Here is a 21,994-nt window from a genome sequence, read left to right on the forward strand (position 1 = left end):
ATTCATCCGAATGTATTCCACGATCGTGGAAAAAACACGAACCCGAGGGGGCCGCGGCTCCCTCGGGTTCGTGAACAGGCGATGAAAATGCCGGATCAGCCGACCTTGAGCAGGTCGATGATGAAGATCAGGGTCTTGCCGCCGAGGAAGTGGCCACCGGCGGGACCGTAGGCCAGGTGCGGCGGGATCACGAGCTCGCGGCGTCCGCCGACCTTCATGCCCGGGATGCCGTCCTGCCAGCCCTGGATGAGTCCGCGGAGGGGGAACTGGATGCTCTCGCCGCGTCCCCACGAGGAGTCGAACTCCTCGCCCGATTCGTATTCGACACCGGCGTAGTGCACGGTGACGGTGTCGCCGGGCTTCGCCTCGTCGCCGTCGCCGACGATGATGTCGCGGATGACGAGGTCGGAGGGGGCGGGACCGGTGGGAGCGTCGAACTCCGGCTTGGTGCGATCAGTCATGAGTCCATCCAAGCACGCGGGACGCCGTCGCGAACCCCCTGGACAAGACTCAGCGCCCGGTGCCGCGGCGATGCCTGCGTGTCTCCCGGGCGCTGAGTTGGCCTACATCGATGGTGCTCCCGGTGCCCTCCGGCTGTCAAGACCCTGGGTCACGGCGCCAGCAGCGCCGCGCGCGCGGCGGTGGTGCGCTGCAGCAGCGCGCGCTCCTGCCCCGCCGCGGTGGCGTCGCGTCCGGAGAGCGCGCGCTGGCGCGCTGCGGCGAGCGCCGTGGCATCCCGGATGAAGGTCTTCATGACGGCGGAACGGTCGCCCGGCAGCCCGCGCGCCCACGCCACCGACGAACGGCGCCCGGCGCCGGTGGCCAGCATGTCGACCTCCTGCGCGGTGAACCACCCGGCGGCGGCGTACTCGCCCAGTCGCGCCCGGGTCAGCCGCGCCTCCTCCCGGCGGAGCGCCAGGATGCCGAGCACGAACAGCACGAAGAGCGGCACCTGCAGCGTCGCGTACAGCTCGAAGAAGTCGAAGAAGGTGGCGGAGCCGTTCCACAGCGCGTGGAGCACGATCGCGCCCGCGAGCCCCGGGAGGGCGTAGCGGAACGCGGCCCCGGTTCCCAGCGACCGCCGGGCGGCCAAACCGAACGCGAAACCGGTGAGGCTGGTGAACATGACATGCGCGAACGGCGAGAGGACGGCCCGCAGGAAGAACACCCCGCTGACCTGGACGGCGCCGCCCTCGATGAAGCTCACCGCGAAGTACTGCACGTTCTCGGTGAACGCGAAGCCCGCGCCGATGAGCGCGCCGTAGACGATGCCGTCCACCGGCCCGTCGAACCACCGGCGGGCGCCGACGTACAGCAGCAGCAGCCCCAGACCCTTCGCGATCTCCTCGACGATCGGGGCCTGGACGACCGAGCTGAACGCGTCGCCCAATCCCCCCGTGAGGAACGCCAGGAGCGCGTCCACGCCGAGCGCGATCGCGACCGAGGCGATCGCGCCCCACGCGACGGCGAAGGCCAGGAGCCGGCGCGGCTCCGGCTCCCAGCGGTCGATGAGACGCACGGCGAACCAGACGATCACGAACGGCACGACCGCCAGGACCATCCCGACGATGGATGCCGCGGGCCCAAGGAACCGCAGGAAATACAGCACGAGCAGCCCGAGGACGGGCACCAGCAGCGCCGCGACGACCCAGAGGAGCACCCCGTCCCGCCGCGGACGCGCGGGGACCGCCGCGGCCGGGGCGGCGGAGGGCGGGGCGGCGGAGATGCGGGCGGGCTCGCCCGGGCCGGGCTGCCACAGCGGCGAGGGGTAGCTCATGCGCACAGCCTAGGGGCGCTCTCCCGGGCGCTCGGGCCGGTTGCGGGGTCGGCGGACGGCTTCTCGCGCCGAGCGGCCCGGTAGCGTGGAGGCATGCGTTTCGCCCACGTCCGTTCCCCGGAGGCGGCCGATGCCCCTCGCCTCATCAGCGTCCACGGCGAGGAGTTCGCGTTCGTCGATGAATTCTTCGCCGGCGCTCCCTCGACCCTCGAACAGCTCATCGCCGGCGGGGACGACCTCCTGGGCCGTGTCCGCGAGGCTGCGGCGGCGGCGCCGCGGCATCCGCTCGACGGGGTCCGTTTCGCTTCGGCGGTCCTGGCTCCCCCGACCATCCTCGCCGTCGGCCTCAACTACGCCGCGCACTCGGGCGAGCTGGGACTGAAGACCGATGCAGGCCCCACCGTGTTCGTGCTGTGGCCGAACTCCCTCACGGCGCACCACGAGACGACCTCGTGGCCGCGTTCCCTCAGCGAGGCCGTGGACTACGAGTCCGAACTCGGCGTGATCATCGGGCGCCCCGGCCGCGACATCCCGGAGACCGACGCCCTCGATCACGTGTGGGGCTACACCGTGGTCAACGACATCACCGCGCGCAACATCCAGTTCTCGGAAGCGCAGTGGTCGCGCTGCAAATCCTTCGACGGCTTCACCCCCACGGGTCCGTTCGTCGTCACCGCCGACGAGATCCCCGACCCGCAGGACCTCCACATCTGGACCGTCGTCGACGGCCACACCGTGCAGGACGCCTCCACCGGGCAGATGGTGCGATCGGTGGCGACGCTCATCCACAAGCTCTCGGAGTCGGCGACCCTGCTGCCGGGCACGCTGATCTCCACCGGCAGCCCCGGCGGTGCGGGTTACTCCCGCGATCCGCAGATCTTCCTCCGCGACCGGTCGACGGTCACCGTCGGCATCGACGGCATCGGCGAGCTCACGACCCACTGCCGCATCCTGGACTGAGGGCGTGGCGGCGGGGCGGCGCCGCGTCGGGTCGCCGCCCGAGTCAGGTGCGGGTCACTCCTCGACGACGCTGTCTGCGGCGCGGACGACCGGGATCGCCGCCGTGACGGCCTGCAGACCCGACAGACGGGCGGGCGAGATCTGCTTCATGACCTCGTCGCGCGTCATGAGCCCCGCCTCGACGACGAGGTCGGCGACGTTGCGATGCGTGAGGAGCGCGGTCTTGGCGAGTGCCGCAGCCGCCGCGTAGCCGATGAAGGGCGTCAGGGCCGTGACGACACCGACCGACGAACCGACCATCGCGCCCAGGCGCTCGCGGTTGGCGGTGATCCCGTCGACGCAGTTCACCCGCAGGGTCCACATCGCCTGTCGCATCCAGGTGATCGACTGGAAGATCGAGTGCGCGATGACCGGCTCGAAGGCGTTGAGCTGCAGCTGACCGCCCTCGACGGCCATGGTGACCGTCATGTCGGCCCCGACGACCGAGAACGCGACCTGGTTGACCACCTCGGGGATCACCGGGTTCACCTTGCCGGGCATGATGCTCGAGCCCGCCTGGCGCGCCGGCAGGTTGATCTCGCCGAGACCGGCCTGCGGCCCGCTGGAGAGCAGGCGCAGGTCGTTGCAGATCTTGGAGAGCTTGATCGCGTTGCGCTTGAGGGATGCCGAGAACGACATGAACGCACCGGTGTCGCTCGTCGACTCCACCAGGTCGGTCGCGGTCTCGAGGTCGAGTCCCGTGATCTCACGCAGGTGACGCAGCACCGAGGGACCGTAGTCCGGGTGCGCGGTGATCCCCGTGCCGATGGCGGTGGCCCCCATGTTGATCTCGAACATGAGGTAGGCGTTCTCCTGCAGACGGTTGTAGTCCTCGCCCAGGGTCGTGGCGAAGCCGTGGAACTCCTGCCCGAGAGTCATCGGCACGGCATCCTGCAGCTGGGTGCGACCGACCTTGAGGACGTCGTGGAACTCATCGGCCTTCGACAGGAACGACTGCCGCAGGAGCCCGAGCTCCTCGAGCAGACTCCGCAGCGTCAGCGACAGACCGATCTTCACCGCCGTCGGGTAGACGTCGTTCGTCGACTGGCTCCGATTGGTGTCGTCGATCGGCGAGAGGAACGCGTAGTCACCCTTCTCGCGCCCGGCCATCTCGAGGGCGATGTTGGTGATCACCTCGTTGGCGTTCATGTTCGTCGAGGTGCCCGCGCCGCCCTGGATGACTCCCACGGCGAACTCGTCGTGGAACTCCCCGTCGATCACGCGCTGCGCGGCGCGGTCGATCAGGTCGGCCTTGGCCGGGTCGAGCACGCCGATCTGCCGGTTCGCGCGCGCGGAGGCCTGCTTGACCATCGCGAGGGCCCGCACGAGGTCGGGGTAGACCGAGATCGGTCGCTTCGCGATGGGGAAGTTCTCCAGAGCCCGTGCGGTGTGGATGCCCCAGTAGGCATCGGCGGGGATCTCGAGGGAGCCGAGCGAGTCGGTCTCGATACGGGTGCGCGTCATTGCGTCCAAAGCCATGGGGGATGTCCTCGTGGGTCGTCACGGCGGTCAGGGATCCCCCGAGCCTAACCACCGCGACCGACGGAGTCGCTGGACGCCACGGCCTGTCGCCGGAGCCGCGCACTCCCCCGCGTACAGCGACGGGGCGGCCGGGTCAGCGCTTGCGCGAGAACGCCTCGAGCCGCTCCTCGGGCGTGAGCGCGGCCATGCGGGCGACCCACTCCGGCGTGAAGTAGCCCGCCGGTTCGGCGTCGACGACGGGCACCACCGCGTGGGTGATCGTGTCGTCCCACACGTGGACGAGGTGGAAGGACTGCCCGGCATCCATTCCGTTCACCTCGTCGGCGGGGGCGGCGAGATCCATCGTGTAGCACGAGGCCGCGGAGACGCTCACCGGGACCCCCGCGAAGGTGCCGGACGTGGAGTAGTGGAGGTGGCCGGCGAGGATGGCACGGACGTCGCTGCCGGCGATCGCCGACGCCAGACCCGGCTGGTCGCGGAGCTCGAGGATGTTGAAGAACGGGATGTGCGTCGGCAGCGGCGGATGATGCAGCGCCAGGATGGTGCCCAGCGGCGCCGGCTCGGCGAGCTCGGCCCGCAGCCAGTCCAGCTGCGCGGCGTCGAGGTCGCCGTGATGCCAGCCCGGGACCGTCGAATCCAGCGCGATCAGCCGCAGACCATCCAGGTCCCAGACCCCCGTCACGGGCTCGGCCGTCGCGTCGGCGTCGAGCAGGCCGGCGCGCAGCGCCCCGCGCTCGTCGTGGTTGCCCGCGACCCACACGACGGGGGCTCCCAGACGTTCCGCCCACGGCTCGACCTCCGCGCGCAGCGCACGGTACGCCTCGGGTTCGCCGAGGTCGGTCAGATCGCCCGTGAACACCACGGCATCCGGTCGCACACCCGTCGCCTCGGCGGCCGCGAGCGTGCGGCGGAGCTGCGCGGCGGTGTCGTACCGCCCGCCCAGCAGCCGATCACCCGCGAGCAGGTGGGTGTCACTGAGGTGGAGGATCACGCGCCGCGCGGGCGCGTACTGACCGAACTGCACCGATGCCATTCCCTCAGCCTACGAGGGGCGCTCGACACGGCGCGTCAGTGGCGCAGCAGGATCAGCAGCAGCGCACCGAGCACCGCCGCCGCGCAGACGGCGAAGCACGCGTAGGCGCCGAGGAGCGCGAGCCGCTTCTGCCCCGCGCTCAGCGGATTGCGCGCGGCCGCCTTGGCCACCGCCTTCTCGGCGCGGCGTCTCTGCTTGTCGGTGAGCACGGTGATGGCATCCGTGAACTCCACTGGAGCGACCAGCGGCGGACGGCCGCCCCGGACGAGCAGACGCAGCCCGAGCGCGTAGAAGGTCACCACGGTCGCGGCCCCCACCAGCGCGGCGATGAAGACGTGGAGGAAGGCTTCCCAGTCGATGCTCATGCGCGGTCGTCCCTTCCGGCCTGCGCGCGCTCCAGGCGGCGCTGACGGCGCGTGGGGCCGGGCTCGTGCGGCACCTTCACCGCCGCTCCCGAGTCGGCGACCTCGCTCATGGCGTTGGCCGAGGTGACCTCGTCGCGGCGCGAGCGGAGGAACAGGCCGAGGATGATCACCACGGCGATGACAGCATCCACCGCCACGCCCCAGCCCCCCAGCCAGACCACGATCAGGGCCGCCGCCGCCCCGACGGCGCCCGCCGCCGGCAGGGTGAGCACCCAGCCGATCATGATGCGACCGACCGTGTTCCAGCGCACCGTCGAGCCGCGACGGCCGAGCCCCGAGCCGATGACCGACCCCGACGCGACCTGCGTGGTCGACAGCGCGAAACCGAGGGCGCTGGATGCCAGGATCGTCGCGGCCGTGGACGTCTCGGCCGAGAAGCCCTGCGCGGGCTTCACGTCGGTCAGCCCCTTGCCGAGCGTGCGGATGATGCGCCAGCCGCCCATGTAGGTGCCGAGGGCGATCGTGATCGCGCACGCGAAGATGACCCACAGCTGCGGGTCGGTCTCGGACGAGGACTGCCACCCGACCGTGATGAGGGCGAGCGTGATGACGCCCATCGTCTTCTGCGCGTCGTTCGTGCCGTGGGCGAGCGCCACGAGCGAGGACGTGAAGATCTGCCCCCACCGGAAGCCGTCGCGGCCGTCGGCCTTCATGTCGTACCGGCGTGTGATGCCGTAGGCGATCTTGGTCACCGTGAAGGCGATGAGGCCGGCGGTCAGGGGGGCGATGAGCGCGGGCAGGATCACCTTGCTGAGCACGACGCCCATGTCGATCGCCGCCGCCCCGACGCCCACGAGCGTTGCGCCGATCAGCCCGCCGAACAGGGCGTGCGACGAGCTGGAGGGCAGCCCCAGCAGCCACGTGAGCATGTTCCAGGTGATCGCGCCGATGAGGCCCGCGAAGATGATCGGCGGGAAGATGTCCGGACTCAGCTGGTCCTCGCGGATCATGCCGCCCGAGATCGTCTTGGCGACCTCCGTCGACAGGAACGCGCCCACCAGGTTCAGGCCGGCCGCGAGGAGCACCGCGACCTTGGGCTTCAGGGCACCCGTGGCGATGGGCGTGGCCATCGCGTTCGCGGTGTCGTGGAAGCCGTTCGTGAAATCGAAGAACAGTGCCAGGGCGATGACCAGCACGATGACAAGGGCTGCGCTCTCCACCGATCGCTTTCCGTAGGGGGAAGGAGGGATGCCGACGGGATCGGCGCGGAGAACGAAGAGTTCACCTGACATTCGGCCCACGTTCACCGGGCCGACGACATCATTTCACCGGCGTGCGCATCGGTCAAACGCTGCGCGGCCGTCCGCGCCGGGAGCGGGATAGCGTGGGGAGGTGACCGACACCGACGCCCGCCCCGTCCCTCCCGTCGCCTCCCGCCGCCTCACGGCGCGCACCCACCACGGTGACACCTTCGACGATCCGTACGAGTGGCTGCGCGCCAAGGACGACGCCGACGTCGTGGCCCACCTCGAGGCCGAGAACGCGTACACCGATGCGCGCACCGCGCACCTGGCATCCCTGCGGGACGAGATCTTCGGCGAGATCAAGGGGCGCACGCTCGAGACCGACCTGTCGGTGCCCGCCCGTCGCGGCGAGTGGTGGTACTACGGCCGGACCATCGCCGGCGCGCAGTACGGCATCCAGTGCCGCGCCCCCCTCCGCTCCCCCGACGACTGGACGCCGCCGCAGCTCTCCCCCGACGTCGCCGTCCCCGGTGAGCAGATCCTCTTCGACGGGAACGTCGAAGCCGAGGGCACCGACTTCTTCTCCCTCGGAAGCTTCGAGGTGTCCAACGACGGAACCCGCATGCTCTACGGCGTCGACGTCGCCGGCGACGAGCGGTACACCGTGCGCGTCCGCGACCTCGCCACCGGAGAGAACCTCGTCGACGAGATCCCCGGCACCTTCTCCGGCGCCACGTTCTCCCCCGACGGCCGCTTCATCATCTACACCACCGTCGATGACGCGTGGCGCCCCGACACTGTGTGGCTGCACGAGATCGGTACGGGCGTGGATGCCGACGTGAAGCTGTTCCACGAACCCGACGAGCGGTACTGGGTGGGTGCGGACTTCACCCGCAGCGACCGCTACCTGGTGATCGGTGTGGGCTCCTCGATCACCTCGGAGGAGCGGCTCCTCGACGCCGACGACCTGCGCGGCGAGGCACGCGTCGTCTGGCCGCGCCGCGAGGGCGTGGAGTACTCGGTCGATCACGCCGTCGTCGACGGGGACGACGTGCTGTACATCCTCCACAACGACGGCGCGCTCGACTTCGAACTCGTCCGCGTCGCGGCATCCGATCCGGAGGGTGCGCGCGAGACGGTGATCGCCCATCGACCCGGCGAGCGCCTCCTGGGCGTCGACACGTTCCGCGACTGGGGAGTGGTGGCCTACCGCCGCGACGGTCTCGCGCGCCTCGGCCTGCTGTCCTACGGCGACGGGGCGGTGACCGAGATCACGTTCGACGAACCGCTCTACAGCGTCGGCACCGGCGGGAACCCCGAGTGGGCGCCGCCCGTGCTCCGCGTCGGTTACGGCTCGTTCGTGACGCCGGGCACCGTGTACGACTACGTCATCGACACCGGCGAGCTGCTGCTGCGCAAACGGCAGCCCGTCCTCGGCGGCTTCGACCCCGACGACTACGGCCAGGCCCGGGCGTGGGCGACCGCCGACGACGGCACCCGCGTGCCGGTGTCGCTGGTGTGGAAGCGCTCGTTCGGCGAGCCCGGTTCCTCGCCGCGGCCCGTCCACCTCTACGGCTACGGCTCCTACGAGCACTCGATCGAGCCCGGCTTCTCCGTTCCGCGTCTGTCGCTGCTGGACCGGGGCGTCGTCTTCGCCGTGGCTCACGTCCGCGGCGGCGGCGAGATGGGCCGCCAGTGGTACGAGGACGGCAAGCTGCAGTCAAAGCGCAACACGTTCACCGACTTCGTGGCGGTCGCGCGGCACCTCGTGGCATCCGGGTACACCACCCCCGATCGCCTCGTCGCCGAGGGCGGGAGCGCCGGCGGCCTGCTGATGGGCGCGGTCGCCAACCTCGCGCCGGAGCTGTTCGCGGGCATCCTGGCCGACGTGCCGTTCGTCGACGCGTTGACGACGATCCTCGACCCCTCCCTCCCGCTCACCGTGATCGAGTGGGACGAGTGGGGCGACCCCCTGCACGACGCCGACGTGTACGCGTATATGAAGTCGTACTCGCCGTACGAGAACGTCCGCGACGGGGTCCGGTACCCCCGCATCCTCGCGGTCACCTCCCTCAACGACACCCGCGTGCTGTACGTCGAGCCCGCCAAGTGGGTGCAGCGCCTGCGCGAGGTGGGCGCCGACGCGCTGCTGAAGTGCGAGATGGTCGCCGGGCACGGGGGCGTCAGCGGGCGCTACAACGCCTGGCGCGAGCGCGCGTTCGAGCTGGCCTGGCTGCTGGACGTGCTGGGGTTGGCGGAGTAAGCGGGGTCGCGGGGCTCGATAACAGGCATTTCGCTGAGAACAGGCCGATTTCGTCCGATTCGGCCTGTTCTTGCGACATCCCCTGTTTTCAGGACAATCCTGTGGATGCCACTGAGCCGCGGCCGCTCCTCCCCAGATGCGCATGACGGGTTCACTGTCCACATTGCGGAGGATTCGTCCCGCCGCGCGGCCGGGCGGCAGCGAGGGTAGGGAGATGAGCTCCTCCCTCCTCCCGTGGCTCACCGGGCACGGCGGCGTTGCGCACACCTCCGTCCTCCGAGCCGCCGGCTTCGGTACTCGCTCTATCGCCACCGCCGTGGCAGAGGGAGCAGTCGTCCGCATCCGGCGCTCGTGGATCGCGGCGCCGGATTGCTCAGCGGGGCGGAGGGCGGCGGCATCCGTCGGCGGACGGTTGACGTGCGTGAGCGCGGCGCGGGAACGCGGCCTCTGGACTCCCCGCACGGACGAGCACCATGTCTGGGTACCGTCGACGGCGTCGCGTTTGGAGCACGGCGGGCTGAAGGTGCATTGCGCGACCCCGCCCGTGTCGCTACCGCGCACCGACCCTGACGAGTCGATGATCAACGTGCTCTTCCACGTCTCTCGGTGCATGCCGCGCGTGGACGCGCTCGCCGTGTGGGAGTCCGCCCTGCGTACCGGGGCCGTGGACGCGGCGATCTTGAGTTCGGTGCGCTGGGGATCAGCCCGCGCTCGCGCCTACGCCACAGCGGCCGGACACCTTTCCGACTCGGGACTGGAGACGCACTTCCGAGAACTCATGGCCTCGATCGGGGTGGTGATCCGCCAGCAGGTCTGGATCGATGGCCACCCCGTCGACGGGCTCATCGGCGACAGCCTGGTCGTTCAGATAGACGGGTTCGCTCATCACCGCTCCGCCGACCGCCGCCGCGATCTTCGGCAAGATGCTCGGCTCATCCTGCGCGGATACACCGTTCTGCGCTTCGACTACGTGCAGGTGTTGTTCGATCCGGAGTACGTCATCGAAACGGTCCGCATGGCCATGGCCCAGCGCCGCCACCTCGCTGCGAGTTGAGGCGGGCGCGCGAGGCGTCGCAGTGGCGAACACAGGCGATGTATCCAGAACAGGCCCATTGTGGGCTGATCGGCCTGTATTCAGCGCTTCGCCTGTTCTCAGCGCAAGACACCGCGCGCGCAGTTTCGCGGCGCCGCGCAGCTCCGCCGCATCCCCGTGTCGTCGTGGACGGCCGCTGCTGCGATGAAAACAGGCGCTGTGCCCGCGACAGGCGGATCGCTTCGATATGCGCCTGTTCTCGACGCGCCACCTGTTCTCGGCCCGCAGGGGCACGCCGCACACCGGAGACGACGACGCCCCGCCCCGGGCGAGCGGGACGGGGCGACGGATGCCAGGACTCAGCCGAAGAGCGCGGCGGCCTCTTCGTAGCGGTACAGGGGCACGCTGTTGAGCTCGCCGAGCGCGTCGGCGAACGGCACGCGGATGATGTCGGTGCCGCGCATGGCGACCATCTGCCCCCAGGCGCCCTCCGCGAGGGCGTCGGCGGCGTGGAGCCCGAGACGCGTCGCGAGCACGCGGTCGAACGCCGAGGGCGAACCGCCGCGCTGGATGTGCCCGAGCACCGTGGCGCGGGTCTCGATGCCGGTCAGGCGCTCGATCTCGGGGGCCAGCAGTTCGCCGATGCCGCCGAGGCGGGGGCGGTTGAAGGCATCCAGGCCCTTGTCACTGAAGGCCTCGTCCATGCCGGTGAGCTTGAATCCCTCGGACACGACCACCAGCGGCGCGCGGCCGCGGTCGTGGGCGCGCGTGACCTGCTCGACGATCTCGTCGATGGACATCGGAACCTCGGGGATGCAGATGACGTGGGCGCCGGCGGCGATGCCGGCGTGCAGCGCGATCCAGCCGACGTGACGGCCCATGACCTCGGCCACCATGCAGCGCTGGTGCGAGTCGCCGGTGGTGCGGAGGCGGTCCATGGCATCCGTGGCGATGTTGACGGCGGTGTCGAAACCGAACGAGTAGTCGGTCGCCCGGAGGTCGTTGTCGATCGTCTTGGGGACGCCGAGGACGTTGATGCCGTCCTTGGACAGGCGGTCGGCGGCGGCGAGCGTGCCCTCGCCGCCGATCGCGACGATGCCGTCGATGCGGTGGCCGTACAGGGTCTTGGAGATGTTCTCGGCTCCGCCGCGCACACCCTCGTACGGGTTCGTGCGGCTCGTGCCGAGGATCGTGCCGCCGACCTTCGACAGACCCTTCACCTCGTGACGCGTCAGCGGGAAGAAGTCGCCGTCGACGACTCCGCGCCACCCGTCGCGGATGCCGACGAACTCGATGTCGTAGTTGGTGGTGCCCTTGAGCACGACGCCACGGATGACGGCGTTCAGCCCGGGGCAGTCTCCGCCACTGGTCAGGATGCCGATCTTCATGCTGGAACCTCGCTATTGGGGATGATCGAGTCGGCGACGCTGCCGCGTTCGACACTAGCGCCCCACCCCGCGCGCCCGCCAAACGGGGGACGGCTCACGCGGGATGCCATGACCCGGAGGCCTCGTCGCGCACCCGGTGCTCGTCGGGGCCGGCCGGGCTCACCGGGTCGAACCAGAACGTCTCGTCGGGCGACCACCCGGCCATCACACTCATCCCGATGTCTCCCACGACGATCCCCCTTCCCGCGGTCGCCAGGTACCCGGCGACGCTCACGTGCACGCCGACCGCCTCCTCCGCGACCGAGGCCCAGTCCGGTTGCACCCAGACGCCGCGGTGATCGGCGATGTGCTCCCAGTCTCCGCGCCGCGACGCGGTGACGACGAGAGGATGCCGCTCACACAGGGCCGCCCAGTCCTCGGGGCCGGCGACCTCCACCACCGGGCCCTCGGGAACGACGACCCGGCGGACGCGAGCGGACTGCCAGCCCATCCCGTCTTCGACGTAGCGCAGTCGCAGTGGCTCCCGAGGCCGCCCCGCCCCGGTGGTCACGGGGCACACCCGAGGCGGGGTCGACCACCACGTTCCGCTCCATCGCTCGCCGGGATCCCGCGCCGCCGACGCGACCTCGTGCCTCATCGTGTCCGTCCGCCACCGTCGGATGAGCGAGCGCGGATCCGCGGCGGGCACGTCCGCGCCGTCGAACTGCACCGTCCACTGGTCGTCGGGGTCTATGCGGTGGCCCCACGTCTGGCCGTGGGGCGACCGGGAGAGCTCGATCGCGACGGCTGCGAGCACGGGGGTCATCGCGTCCTCCGCGGCAAGCGCGTCGGTGCCGTCCGGCGGCTGCCAGTACATGGCCGCGTCGACGGAGGCCTCGAGGGCGTCGCCGAGGACGGCGGGCGTGACCGCGGGCACCGGGAGCGCGGCGAGCGCCGCCGCCGCGTCGCGCGCGGTCACCTCCGGCTCTACGAACGGCTCGGACCCGTCGCTGAACGAGAGCAGCACACTCGCCCCTCGCTCGCGCCCGTGCGCCGCCCAGAACACCGCCTGCACGGCGTCCCGCGCCTCGGGCGTGTCGGCGCGACGCGCCCCCTCCAGAAGGATCTCCAGGCACAGCCGCCGCCCGCGCGGGCCGTCGAGCAGTGCGGAGGCATCCAGGGGCATGCCCCGACCCTAGCGACCCCGCCCGACACGGCATCCGGGTCCGCGGACCCGCGGCACGACACACGAACGCCCCGGCGGCACCGGGGCGTTCGTGGGAAGGGTCAGGCCCCGAGCGCCTGCCGCAGCAGGTGCATGAGGGCGGACAGCTGCACGGAGTCGCTCGAGCCGGGCTCGATGGCGAGGCCGTCGAGCGCGCGCTGCGCCAGGCCCTCCTTCGAGTCGATGAGCTCGGCGATCTTGGTGTCGATGGTGTGCGCGGCGATGATGCGCCACGCGGTGACCGGCTCGTCCTGTCCGATACGGTGCACGCGGTCGATCGCCTGCGTCTGCTCGGCGGCGGTCCACGACAGCTCGGCGAGCACGACGTTGGACGCCGCCTGCATGTTCAGCCCCACACCGGCGGCGGTGAGCGAACACACCGCGATCCCGACGGACGGGTCGGTGTTGAACGCGTCGATCGCCGCCTGGCGGGCCGTGGAGGTCTGATCTCCGCGCACCGACACCGAGGTGAGCCCGGACGCCTTGAAGTGCGCCTCCGCGGCATCCATGACGTCGATGTGCTTGGCGAAGAAGACGACCTTGCCGACCGATCGCTGCAGCTGCACGGCGTAGTCCGCGGCGAGCTGCGCCTTGGCCTGACCGATGCGACGGACCATCGTGAAGACGTTCTCGGAGCCGGTTCCGGCGGCCTTGCTCTCTTCCAGTTCGCCGTGCGCGACGAGGCGCACGATGTCCTCGTCGATCTCGCCCGGCGCGAGCCCGCGGTCGCCGCGGGCCTCGATGATGCGGCGGTACTTCGCCGCGAGGCGCGCCCCGAGCTCGCGCTCGGCGTGGCGGATCGACCGACCGTACTCGTCGTCGAGCTCGACGGGGAGGTCGGCGATGAGCTTGTCGGGCAGGTCGGCGGCGACGTCCTTCTTCTTCCGACGCACGATGCCCATGGAGATCACGGCCTCGCGCGCTTCGGGGTAGAACGCCTTGTCCGCGGGGGTGAGGCCCGTGGCATCCAGCTTCGCCATCAGCTCCGCGCCCGGCTTCTCGCCGTTCGTCCAGCCGAGGAAACGCCAGATCGCGTCGAAGTCTTCGACGTCGTTGATCAGCGGGGTACCCGTGAGGGCGAGCAGCAGCGGATCGCGCGTCTGCTGACGGACACGGGATGCCAGCGCGAGGACGTTCTGCGACCGCTGCGACGACAGGTTCTTGATGAAATGCGCCTCGTCGACCGCGATGCCCTTGAGGCCGATCGACGACAGCCACGACAGGTGCCGGTCGAGGATCTCGTAGTTGACGATGAACACGTCCGCGAACGCGTCGATGTCGGCGCCGCTGCCGGAGATCACCGTGGCGCGGCGGTGCGGCGTCCAGCGCTGCACCTCGCGCGCCCAGTTCATCTTCACGACGTTGGGGACGACGACCAGCAGCGGGTAGGCCTCGGCGACCGACGCCGCGAGCACCGATTCGGCCGTCTTGCCGAGGCCCGGCTCGTCGGCCAGCAGGAACGAGCGGTGCCCCTGACGGACGGCCTCGAGGAAGCGGGACTGGTGGGGCATGACCTCGAGGCCGCGCGGCGAGAGCCGATCGAACTCGGGGACGGGCGGCAGATCCATGCTGGCGGCCGAACCTCCGGCGCCGGTCTCGAACGCCTTGTACAGCGGACCCATGAGCTCCCAGCCGTCGAGGCGGCGTCGGGGGGCGTCACCGGTGGCGCGCGGGGTGAGGTCGGGCGGGAGGAACGGGTTCGCCATCTGCCGCGCCTCGATCGAGGGCGGGACGACCTGCTTCTCGGCGAGCGCCGCGGGGACGACCGGCGAGACCTTCGGGGCGTTGTCGGTGATGATCAGCTCGTCCGGGGGCAGGTCGGCGCCGGACTCCAGCAGCCAGTCCCGGCGCATGCGGCGCGCGACGGGCGACGTGGCCTGGTCGACCTCGAGGAGCTGGATCAGCGACGTGTCGCGCGCGGCGGTCTTGGCCAGGATCGTGGCCACACCGTCGAGGCGCTTGAGCAGCTCGGAGCGCGCGGCGTCGGTGATCTCGGTGTCGGCCTTCACCCGGGCTCGCTCCTCGCGGACGAGGAAGGCGATGACCTGGAACTTCACGCGGTTGGTCGGGCCGAGCTTGCCGCGTTGGGCCTTGGCTTCGACCTCGCGAACCTTGCGGGCGAGGATGGGGATGACAGGGGCCTCGTCATCGCGACGGGATGACGAGGTCTTGCGGCGCCGTTGGCTCGAGCCTCGGGCGGCGGTTGCCGTGGTCGGCATGCTCCTCCTGAGCGTGTCGTCCGGATGTGTCCGGGACGTCCCGGCCGGTGGCCGGTGGATCAGTGACCCCGGAGGATGCCGCGAGACTCACCGCCGGAGCGGCAGCGTCTGCGACCCGCAACGCGTCTTCACCGGAACGGCTCGCGAGGAGGCGGGTGACGGGGTCGATACCATTCTAGCGCGTCGCCGGGGGGTCCTGCCGTACCCACCCACGCGCGCCGCGGCCGCACCTACGCTGAGGGAATGGCCGAACCGATGTCGCGGGACCAGCGCGTGGTGCTGACCGTCGCGGTCCTGGCATCCTTCGTCTCCTTCCTCGACGGCACCGTCGTCACCGTCGCGCTCCCCGCCATCTCGCGCGACCTGGGCGGGGGCCTCTCGACGCAGCAATGGGTGGTGGACGCCTATCTCGTGACCCTCGGCGCGTTCATCCTCGTCGCCGGGTCGCTCAGCGACGTCCTCGGGCGCACGCTCGTGCTCCGCATCGGTCTGGTCGGCTTCGGCATCACCTCGCTCGCGATCGCCGCCGCGCCCACCGCCGAATTCCTCATCGTCGCGCGAGCCCTCCAGGGGATCGCGGGTGCCCTTCTCGTGCCGAGTTCGCTCGCGCTGATCACGTCGACCTTCCGCGGGCCGACCCAGGCCCGCGCGATCGGCATCTGGACCGGCGCCACCACCGTCGCGATGATCGCGGGGCCGCTCATCGGCGGGGTGTTCGTCGACACGCTGTCGTGGCGCCTGGTGTTCCTCGTGAACGTCCTGCCGATCGGGGTGACGCTGTGGCTGCTCGCTCGGCGCGCGCACGCCGACCAGCGACGCCCGGGCGCGCACGTGGACGTGCTGGGGGCCGTGCTCTGCGCGGTCGGGCTCGGTGGGATCGTCTTCGCCCTGATCGAGCAACCGAACCTCGGCTGGGGGTCGCCCGTGATCTGGGTGCCCGCGGCGGTCGGCGTGGCCGCGTTCGCAGGGTTCCTCGTCCGCCAGCGCGTCGCACGCGAGCCGCTGATGCCGCTGGACCTGTTCCGCTCGCGCAACTTCTGGGCCGGCAACCTCACCACGATGTTCGTCTACGCCGCCCTGTCGCTGAACGGCTTCGTCCTCAGCGTCTACCTGCAGCAGGGGGCGGGGCTCCCGGCGACCCTCGCGGGGCTCGCGTCGCTTCCGAGCACGCTGCTCATGATCACCCTCAGCTCCCGCATGGGCGCCCTCTCGGGACGCATCGGCCCGCGGCTGTTCATGACGCTGGGCCCCGCGGTGATGGCGATCGGCGCGCTGCTGCTGCTGTCGGTGCGTCCCGAGTTCGACTACTGGACGCAGGTGCTGCCGGGCGTCGTGGTGTTCGGCCTCGGCCTGACCGCCACGGTGTCGCCGCTGACGGCGGCCGTCCTGGGCGCGATCGACACGGAGCGTTCGGGGATCGCCTCGGCCGTCAACAACGCGGTGTCGCGCGTCGCGGGGCTCCTGGCGATCGCCGCGGTGTCCGCCGTCGCGGGCGGTGCGCTCGACATCGACGGATTCCACCGCGCAGCGATCTTCACCGCGGTGCTGATGGTGCTCGGGGCGGCGACGTCGTTCCTCGGCATCCGGAACCATCTTTCGCGCCGCGAGTGAGGTCGCGGGCAGAGGAACAGGATGCCGCGCGGTCGCGGGCATCGGCACGGGATGCCGCGCGGTCGCGGCTCAGCGCAGGATGCCGCGCACGCGCTCGACGTCGTCGGCCATCTGCACGAGCAGCGCATCGACGCCGTCGAACGCCGCCATGCCCCGGACGCGCTCGACGAAACGCACCTCCACGTGATGCCCGTACAGGTCGAGGTCGGTCTCGTCGAGGACGTACACCTCGACCTGCCGCTGGTGCACGTCGTCGAACGTGGGGTTGGTTCCGATGCTGATCGCGGCCGGATAGCTGATGCGCCGGGCACCGTCCACGTCGATGAGCCACCCGGCGTACACGCCGTCGGCGGGCACGAAACCCTCGAGATCGGGCGAGAGGTTCGCCGTCGGATACCCGAGCTCGCGCCCGCGCTTGAGCCCATGCACCACCTCGCCCCACACCGACGGCGCGCGACCCAGGAGCCGGGCGGCGGTGGCGATGTCGCCCGCCGCCAGCGCCTCGCGGATCCACGTCGACGACACACGGCGGTCGGCGTGCACGGCGCGGACGTCGTCGACCACGTCGACGCGGAAGCCGTCCCGCTCCCCCAGCCGCTCGAGGAGATCGGGGTCGCCGGCGCCGCCGGCACCGAACCGGAAGTCGCGCCCGACGAGCACGGTGCGGGCGGCGAGCGCGTCGACCAGCACCTCGCGGACGAACTCCTCGGCCGACTGCGCGGCGCGCGCCTCGTCGAAGGTCAGCAGGAGCGTGGCATCCACTCCCGCACGATCGAGCAGTTCGAGCTTCTGGTGCGGGCCGATCACGTCGGGCGGGCACCTATCGGGCCGGAGGACGCTCAGCGGGTTGCGGTCGAAGGTGACGGCGACCACCTGAGCACCGTCCGCCGCCTCCACGCGGGCACGATCGATGACGGCCCGATGGCCGGTGTGCACACCGTCGAACTTCCCGATCGCGACGACCGAGGGACCGAAGCCCGACGGCACCTCCGCCGGGTCGCGGAAGACGATCACGATGCCGTCCTGCGATGCCGGATCAGCCACCACAGACCGAGGAACGGCAGCACGAGCGGGATGAACAGGTAGCCGATGCCGTACACCGACCACACCGTCGGGTGCTGGAAGAGCGAGGGCAGCGCCAGGCTCAGGGTGCCGACGACCAGGACTCCGACCAGCTCGAAGCCGATCGCGACCCAGGCGACGCGGTACCAGGCCGGGCGCGCGGAGAAGATCAGCGCGAGGGTGGCCAGGATATACACGACCGCGGCGAGCGCCGAGAGCGAGTACGCGACGGGGGCGTCGTCGAACTCGCGGACGATCTGCACGAACGACCGGCCGGTCGCGGCGAGCGCCATGATGCCGTAGACGATCACGAGGACCCGGCCGATGCCGGTCATTCCGCGGGTGCGGGCGGGAGTGGTGGATGCCATGACCTTCCGAGTCTAGTTCGGACTGTGCCCGCGCTCACCGTGCGGCGGAGGCCGTCAGGCCACCTGCACCGTCCAGATCGCGTGCATGCGCCACACCATGACGGCGACGGCGAGGGCGGCGACCCCCATGACGACGGTGCTCCAGCGGCTGCGTTCGATGAGAGCCCACGCTGCCCCCGCCGGCGGCAGGAGCGCGGCGGAGACGAGGTAGGTCCAGAACTCCAGCAGGCTCCCCGTCGGCGGGTTCCCTGCGAACGGCGAGACGAGGGCGATGACGATCTGGACGATCAGGAGCACCTCGATGAGGGCGAGCGCCCCGACGGTCAGGTCGGACGGGCGACGCCCGACGAGCCCCGCGACGACTGCGATGAGCCCCGCGAGCACGGCGATCCCCACCTGCGTGAGTGTGAACCACAGGATCATCCCGCGACCTCCTCGGGCATGTTCATGACGCTCTTGAGCTGAGTCCCCCGGCGCTCGACGATCCCCACGAGTCGTCCGTCCGGATCGATCGCCGCGGCGCGTTCCCCCGTGAGGCGGCCGCCCCCGTCGATGCGCTTGCCGTGGCGCAGGTCGCGCGCCTCGTCCGCACCGACCGCGAGCGCACCGACGACCACGGCCGCGGCGGTCGCCGGCTTCACGAGGGCGGTCTCGACGATGTCGTCGACCGTCACCGCGGCGGCGACGTCGAAGGCTCCGATGCGGGTGCGCCGGAGCGCGGTGAGGTGGCCGCCGACCCCGAGCGCCGCGCCGAGATCCCGCGCGAGCGCGCGGATGTACGTGCCGCTGGTGCAGTCCACGACGACGTCGAGCGCGATGGTCGCACCCTCGCGCCGCGTTTCGCGGACCTCGAAACGCGACACGGTCACCCGACGGGCCTTCAGCTCCACGGTTTCGCCTGCGCGGGCGAGATCGTAGGCGCGGCGACCCTGCACCTTGATGGCCGAGACCGTGCTGGGCACCTGGTCGATCTCTCCGGTGAGGTCGAGGATGCCGGCGTCGATCGCCGCGTCGGTCACGGCGGCGACGACAGCCTCATCCGCTCGCGCCGTCTCGACGCCGTCGGCGTCGTCGCTGTCGGTCGAGACCCCCAGCAGGAGGGTAGCCTCGTACGTCTTGTCGGCCCCCACGATGTAGGTGAGCAGGCGCGTCGCGCCCTCGACGCCGAGCACGAGGAGTCCGGTGGCCATCGGGTCGAGCGTGCCCGCGTGACCGATCTTGCGGGTACCGAGGGCGCGGCGCGCCCGCGCCACGACGTCATGGCTGGTGATGCCCCCCGGCTTGTCGACGAGGAGGATGCCGGCGCGCGCCATCAGCAGAAGTCGCCGAACACCTGCACGGGGTGCGCGGGGTCGGAATTCTCGACGATGACGGATGCCGCGACCCGCGGCCGCGCGGTGCGGACGTACTGCTTCTCGGCATCCGGCAGCTCAGGGCGCGGAGTCCCGATCGGCGGGTTCGCCTCGAGCCACACCGACCAGTTCCAGAGGCCCCGGAGACCTGAGGCGTGGAGGAAGCGGCCGTCGACGACGAGGACCGCGCGTTCGGGGGCGGGCGTGCTGCTGCCGTCGAACGGCTCCCCCGCGCGGAAGGGGGCGACGATCCGCCCGCGCACGTCGCCGGCGTCGTCGGCGAGTGTCGCGCGGAAGACGGCCGTGCCGTCCTCGCCGACCGCCGTGGCGAAACCGTTCGCGAAGGCCGTGGCGGCAGCGGCATCCAGCGCGTCGATCGCGACGACGAGTCGCCCGTTGCCCGCGTTCTGGCGCATCAGGTCGCGGAGGCTCCGCTGCACGGTCTCGACGGGGTTCTCGCTCGACATGCCTCCAGCCTACGGTCGCTCCCGGCGCCGCGCTCGCGACCGGGGCGGCTCCCTGCGCGCTTCCTGCGGGCGCGCGTCGATCGCTGCCGTGGCGCGTCCGGCGCACGGCTTCGCACGCATAAACGCGATCGACGCTCATAAACGCGATGGCATCGCGTTTATGAGCGCGGATCGCGTTTATGCGGGTGGGATGGACGCGGCGCGCCGACCATAGGGTGGAGGGATGCCAGGGATCGCCGCGCCGCTCATCGCCTGGTACCGCGGTAGCGCGCGGGATCTGCCGTGGCGCCGGCCGGGATTCGGCGCGTGGGGCACCCTCGTCAGCGAGTTCATGCTGCAGCAGACCCCCGTCGCGCGCGTCATCCCCCACCTCGAAGCGTGGCTGGGGCGCTGGCCGACGCCGGCGGACCTGGCCGCGGCCGCCCCCGCCGAGGCGGTCACCCAGTGGGCGAACCTGGGATACCCGCGGCGCGCCCTCTGGCTGCACCGCGCCGCCGTCGAGATCCGCGACCGCCACGACGGGACCGTGCCGCGCGATGTCGATGCGCTGCTCGCGCTCACCGGCATCGGCGACTACACGGCCCGTGCCGTGGCGGTGTTCGCCTACGGCGACCGGCATCCCGTCGTCGACACGAACACCCGCCGCGTCCTCGCCCGCGTCGTCGACGGCGTCGCGCAGCCCGGACCGCCGGGCAAGGCGGATCTCGCCCGGATGACCGCGGAGCTCCCCGACGACATCGGCGAGGCGGCGATCGTCAACGCGGCGGCGATGGAGCTCGGGGCGATCGTGTGCACGGCCCGCGCGCCGAGGTGCGACGTCTGCCCCCTCGCGGCGCAGTGCGCGTGGCGAGCGGCCGGGTACCCGGCATCCGAGGATCGCCGACGACGCCAGGCGAAGTACGAGGGAAGCGATCGACAGGCGCGCGGCGCGGTGCTGCGAGTGCTGCGCGAGGCGGCGCCGGCCGCCGTGCTCCTCGACGACGTCGTTCCTGACTGGCCCGATCCGGTGCAGCGCGACCGCGCCATCGACTCGCTCATTTCCGACGGGCTCGCCGAGGCCGAGGGCGGCGCGCTCTTCCTCCCCCGCTGACCGCCGCGGTTCAGGACGACGGCGTGGCCGATGGCGCGTCGACCCGGACCGGGTCGGGGCCGAGCCGTGCGTCGAGCCGATCGGCGCGGAACTGCCCTGACAGGACGAGGACCGCGATCACGACGGCGAAGACGCCCCCCATCACGACGCCCAGCGGACCGGCCACCACCGGGGACGGCGTGGCGGAGTCGGCGGCGACGACGAGCGCCCCGAGCCCCGCCGAGGCGTTGAAGGCTCCGTGGGCGAACACCGCGGGCCAGACCGACGCGGTGCGCAGCCGGGTCCACCCGATCAGGATGCCGAAGAGGATGCACCCCACGATCATCAGGAGCACGCCGAACGCGTTGGGCTCGAGGAAGTTGTATCCGAGGAGGATCAGCGGTGCGTGCCAGAACCCCCAGAAGGCGCCGGAGACCAGGAGCGCGGGCCACACGCCCAGCGGCCGGAGGGCGGGAAGCAGGAACCCGCGCCAGCCGAGCTCCTCCCCGAACGCGAACGGCGCGTTGATGACCGCGCCGATGGGGATGGTGGCGAGCTGGACCGCGACGAGCAACCCCACCGGCGGCAGCGGAGTCCCCGCCGGAACCGCCTCTTCGAGCGTCCTCTGGAAGCCCGAGAACCCGACCAGGTCGAACGTCGCGAGGCCGAGCGCGCCGACGATCGCGAGACCGATCGCGACCAGGAGCGGGGCGGCGATGATCACGGCGACGCACGTCCAGACGGTCCGCGCGGCCGGCCGGAGGGGCCACATGCCGAGCTCGCGCAGCACGGCGCGCGCGCCGCGACGCCCGCGCGTGCGCCGCTGGACCAGCAGCGCCGCGACGACACCGAGCGACGGGGTGAACATCATGGCAGCGGCGACGAGCCCGAGGAACGGATCCGCGAGCCCCTGACCCCGGAGCCACAGCGGCAGAGCCACGAGCCACGACAGGGCGACGGAGGTGACGGCGAAGACGCCGATGGCGAGCCAGTCCGGGCGAGACGAAGCGGTCATGCGCCGAGCCTACGAACCGGTGGATGCCACCACCTCCCCCGCG

General features: G+C 71.3%; 20 protein-coding genes. 5 read left to right on the forward strand and 15 right to left on the reverse strand.

From position 1 onward, the window contains the following. Positions 1-95: 95 nt before the first annotated feature. Positions 96-461, reverse strand: coding sequence for an FKBP-type peptidyl-prolyl cis-trans isomerase (locus tag CSIV_RS04405; protein WP_077050208.1), 366 nt, complete (start codon positions 459-461; stop codon positions 96-98). A gap of 149 nt (positions 462-610) precedes the next feature. Then, complete coding sequence (locus CSIV_RS04410; protein WP_077050209.1) at positions 611-1,777, reverse strand: PrsW family intramembrane metalloprotease; 1,167 nt, start codon at positions 1,775-1,777, stop codon at positions 611-613. A 93-nt stretch (positions 1,778-1,870) separates the two neighbouring features. Between CSIV_RS04410 and CSIV_RS04415 the strand changes: the two genes are divergently transcribed. Further along, on the forward strand, positions 1,871-2,737 hold the full coding sequence (locus CSIV_RS04415; RefSeq protein WP_077050210.1) for a fumarylacetoacetate hydrolase family protein: 867 nt from the start codon (positions 1,871-1,873) through the stop codon (positions 2,735-2,737). 54 nt (positions 2,738-2,791) lie between these two features. Here CSIV_RS04415 and CSIV_RS04420 read toward each other — a convergent pair whose 3' ends face one another. From CSIV_RS04420 to CSIV_RS04435, 4 genes are all read right to left on the reverse strand, one after another. After that, complete coding sequence (locus tag CSIV_RS04420; RefSeq protein WP_077050211.1) at positions 2,792-4,255, reverse strand: aspartate ammonia-lyase; 1,464 nt, start codon at positions 4,253-4,255, stop codon at positions 2,792-2,794. Positions 4,256-4,391: 136 nt separating this feature from the next. Next, a complete protein-coding gene (locus CSIV_RS04425) occupies positions 4,392-5,291 on the reverse strand; it encodes a phosphodiesterase (RefSeq protein WP_077050212.1) in 900 nt (299 codons plus the stop codon). Positions 5,292-5,326: 35 nt separating this feature from the next. Beyond that, positions 5,327-5,656: a peptidase gene (locus tag CSIV_RS04430; protein WP_077050213.1), complete on the reverse strand. Its 330-nt coding sequence runs from the start codon at positions 5,654-5,656 to the stop codon at positions 5,327-5,329. Then, positions 5,653-6,876 carry an inorganic phosphate transporter gene (locus CSIV_RS04435; protein ID WP_077050613.1) on the reverse strand — a complete coding sequence of 408 codons (1,224 nt, stop codon included), beginning with the start codon at positions 6,874-6,876 and terminating at the stop codon, positions 5,653-5,655. Before CSIV_RS04435 ends, CSIV_RS04430 begins: the two co-directional genes overlap by 4 nt. 172 nt (positions 6,877-7,048) lie before the next feature. Here CSIV_RS04435 and CSIV_RS04440 point away from each other — a divergent pair, with 172 nt between their 5' ends. Both CSIV_RS04440 and CSIV_RS04445 read left to right on the forward strand, forming a co-directional pair. Then, positions 7,049-9,163, forward strand: a complete 2,115-nt coding sequence (locus tag CSIV_RS04440; RefSeq protein ID WP_077050214.1) for a S9 family peptidase — start codon at positions 7,049-7,051, stop codon at positions 9,161-9,163. A gap of 421 nt (positions 9,164-9,584) precedes the next feature. Then, positions 9,585-10,217, forward strand: a complete 633-nt coding sequence (locus CSIV_RS04445) for an endonuclease domain-containing protein (protein WP_238592331.1) — start codon at positions 9,585-9,587, stop codon at positions 10,215-10,217. 338 nt (positions 10,218-10,555) lie between these two features. Here CSIV_RS04445 and CSIV_RS04450 read toward each other — a convergent pair whose 3' ends face one another. The 3 genes from CSIV_RS04450 to CSIV_RS04460 form a co-directional block, all read right to left on the reverse strand. Continuing rightward, positions 10,556-11,584, reverse strand: a complete 1,029-nt coding sequence (locus tag CSIV_RS04450) for a 6-phosphofructokinase (protein WP_077050215.1) — start codon at positions 11,582-11,584, stop codon at positions 10,556-10,558. A 94-nt stretch (positions 11,585-11,678) separates the two neighbouring features. After that, entirely contained in the window at positions 11,679-12,749 is a 1,071-nt protein-coding gene (locus CSIV_RS04455) for a hypothetical protein (RefSeq protein WP_083734983.1), read from the reverse strand. Between the two features lie 101 nt (positions 12,750-12,850). Next, entirely contained in the window at positions 12,851-15,007 is a 2,157-nt protein-coding gene (locus CSIV_RS04460; RefSeq protein ID WP_077050216.1) for a DEAD/DEAH box helicase, read from the reverse strand. A gap of 243 nt (positions 15,008-15,250) precedes the next feature. On the opposite strand from CSIV_RS04460, the gene CSIV_RS04465 reads away from it, so the two are divergent. Continuing rightward, positions 15,251-16,618: an MFS transporter gene (locus CSIV_RS04465; protein WP_077050217.1), complete on the forward strand. Its 1,368-nt coding sequence runs from the start codon at positions 15,251-15,253 to the stop codon at positions 16,616-16,618. 69 nt (positions 16,619-16,687) lie between these two features. Here CSIV_RS04465 and CSIV_RS04470 read toward each other — a convergent pair whose 3' ends face one another. The 5 genes from CSIV_RS04470 to CSIV_RS04490 are packed head-to-tail and all read right to left on the reverse strand — an operon-like array spanning position 16,688 to position 19,867. Beyond that, positions 16,688-17,632, reverse strand: coding sequence for a bifunctional riboflavin kinase/FAD synthetase (locus CSIV_RS04470; RefSeq protein ID WP_077050218.1), 945 nt, complete (start codon positions 17,630-17,632; stop codon positions 16,688-16,690). After that, positions 17,629-18,048 carry a hypothetical protein gene (locus CSIV_RS04475; protein ID WP_077050219.1) on the reverse strand — a complete coding sequence of 140 codons (420 nt, stop codon included), beginning with the start codon at positions 18,046-18,048 and terminating at the stop codon, positions 17,629-17,631. Before CSIV_RS04475 ends, CSIV_RS04470 begins: the two co-directional genes overlap by 4 nt. 54 nt (positions 18,049-18,102) lie before the next feature. Beyond that, the gene (locus CSIV_RS04480) at positions 18,103-18,471 is read right to left on the reverse strand and encodes a hypothetical protein (protein WP_077050220.1); all 369 of its coding nucleotides are present in this window, start codon (positions 18,469-18,471) and stop codon (positions 18,103-18,105) included. Beyond that, the gene (gene truB / locus CSIV_RS04485) at positions 18,468-19,361 is read right to left on the reverse strand and encodes a tRNA pseudouridine(55) synthase TruB (RefSeq protein ID WP_077050221.1); all 894 of its coding nucleotides are present in this window, start codon (positions 19,359-19,361) and stop codon (positions 18,468-18,470) included. Before truB ends, CSIV_RS04480 begins: the two co-directional genes overlap by 4 nt. Then, positions 19,361-19,867: a hypothetical protein gene (locus CSIV_RS04490; RefSeq protein WP_077050222.1), complete on the reverse strand. Its 507-nt coding sequence runs from the start codon at positions 19,865-19,867 to the stop codon at positions 19,361-19,363. The genes truB and CSIV_RS04490 overlap by 1 nt, the downstream gene beginning before the upstream one ends. 223 nt (positions 19,868-20,090) lie before the next feature. On the opposite strand from CSIV_RS04490, the gene CSIV_RS04495 reads away from it, so the two are divergent. Next, the gene (locus CSIV_RS04495) at positions 20,091-20,957 is read left to right on the forward strand and encodes an adenine glycosylase (protein WP_077050223.1); all 867 of its coding nucleotides are present in this window, start codon (positions 20,091-20,093) and stop codon (positions 20,955-20,957) included. 10 nt (positions 20,958-20,967) lie between these two features. On the opposite strand, the gene CSIV_RS04500 is transcribed toward CSIV_RS04495, so the two are convergent. Further along, the gene (locus CSIV_RS04500) at positions 20,968-21,951 is read right to left on the reverse strand and encodes a CPBP family intramembrane glutamic endopeptidase (RefSeq protein ID WP_077050224.1); all 984 of its coding nucleotides are present in this window, start codon (positions 21,949-21,951) and stop codon (positions 20,968-20,970) included. Positions 21,952-21,994: the final 43 nt, after the last annotated feature.

The organism is Microbacterium sp. CSI-V, assembly GCF_001984105.1.
In the GTDB taxonomy this organism is placed as follows: Bacteria; Actinomycetota; Actinomycetes; order Actinomycetales; family Microbacteriaceae; genus Microbacterium.

What these genes read in the sequence shown, in the direction of transcription:
- CSIV_RS04405 (WP_077050208.1), bottom strand. Translation starts at nt 461, where the DNA reads ATGACTGATCGCACCAAGCCGGAGTTCGACGCTCCCACCGGTCCCGCC.
- CSIV_RS04410 (WP_077050209.1), bottom strand. Translation starts at nt 1,777, where the DNA reads ATGAGCTACCCCTCGCCGCTGTGGCAGCCCGGCCCGGGCGAGCCCGCC.
- CSIV_RS04415 (WP_077050210.1), top strand. Translation starts at nt 1,871, where the DNA reads ATGCGTTTCGCCCACGTCCGTTCCCCGGAGGCGGCCGATGCCCCTCGC.
- CSIV_RS04420 (WP_077050211.1), bottom strand. Translation starts at nt 4,255, where the DNA reads ATGGCTTTGGACGCAATGACGCGCACCCGTATCGAGACCGACTCGCTC.
- CSIV_RS04425 (WP_077050212.1), bottom strand. Translation starts at nt 5,291, where the DNA reads ATGGCATCGGTGCAGTTCGGTCAGTACGCGCCCGCGCGGCGCGTGATC.
- CSIV_RS04430 (WP_077050213.1), bottom strand. Translation starts at nt 5,656, where the DNA reads ATGAGCATCGACTGGGAAGCCTTCCTCCACGTCTTCATCGCCGCGCTG.
- CSIV_RS04450 (WP_077050215.1), bottom strand. Translation starts at nt 11,584, where the DNA reads ATGAAGATCGGCATCCTGACCAGTGGCGGAGACTGCCCCGGGCTGAAC.
- CSIV_RS04455 (WP_083734983.1), bottom strand. Translation starts at nt 12,749, where the DNA reads ATGCCCCTGGATGCCTCCGCACTGCTCGACGGCCCGCGCGGGCGGCGG.
- CSIV_RS04460 (WP_077050216.1), bottom strand. Translation starts at nt 15,007, where the DNA reads ATGCCGACCACGGCAACCGCCGCCCGAGGCTCGAGCCAACGGCGCCGC.
- CSIV_RS04465 (WP_077050217.1), top strand. Translation starts at nt 15,251, where the DNA reads ATGGCCGAACCGATGTCGCGGGACCAGCGCGTGGTGCTGACCGTCGCG.
- CSIV_RS04475 (WP_077050219.1), bottom strand. Translation starts at nt 18,048, where the DNA reads ATGGCATCCACCACTCCCGCCCGCACCCGCGGAATGACCGGCATCGGC.
- CSIV_RS04480 (WP_077050220.1), bottom strand. Translation starts at nt 18,471, where the DNA reads ATGATCCTGTGGTTCACACTCACGCAGGTGGGGATCGCCGTGCTCGCG.
- truB (WP_077050221.1), bottom strand. Translation starts at nt 19,361, where the DNA reads ATGGCGCGCGCCGGCATCCTCCTCGTCGACAAGCCGGGGGGCATCACC.
- CSIV_RS04490 (WP_077050222.1), bottom strand. Translation starts at nt 19,867, where the DNA reads ATGTCGAGCGAGAACCCCGTCGAGACCGTGCAGCGGAGCCTCCGCGAC.
- CSIV_RS04495 (WP_077050223.1), top strand. Translation starts at nt 20,091, where the DNA reads ATGCCAGGGATCGCCGCGCCGCTCATCGCCTGGTACCGCGGTAGCGCG.
- CSIV_RS04500 (WP_077050224.1), bottom strand. Translation starts at nt 21,951, where the DNA reads ATGACCGCTTCGTCTCGCCCGGACTGGCTCGCCATCGGCGTCTTCGCC.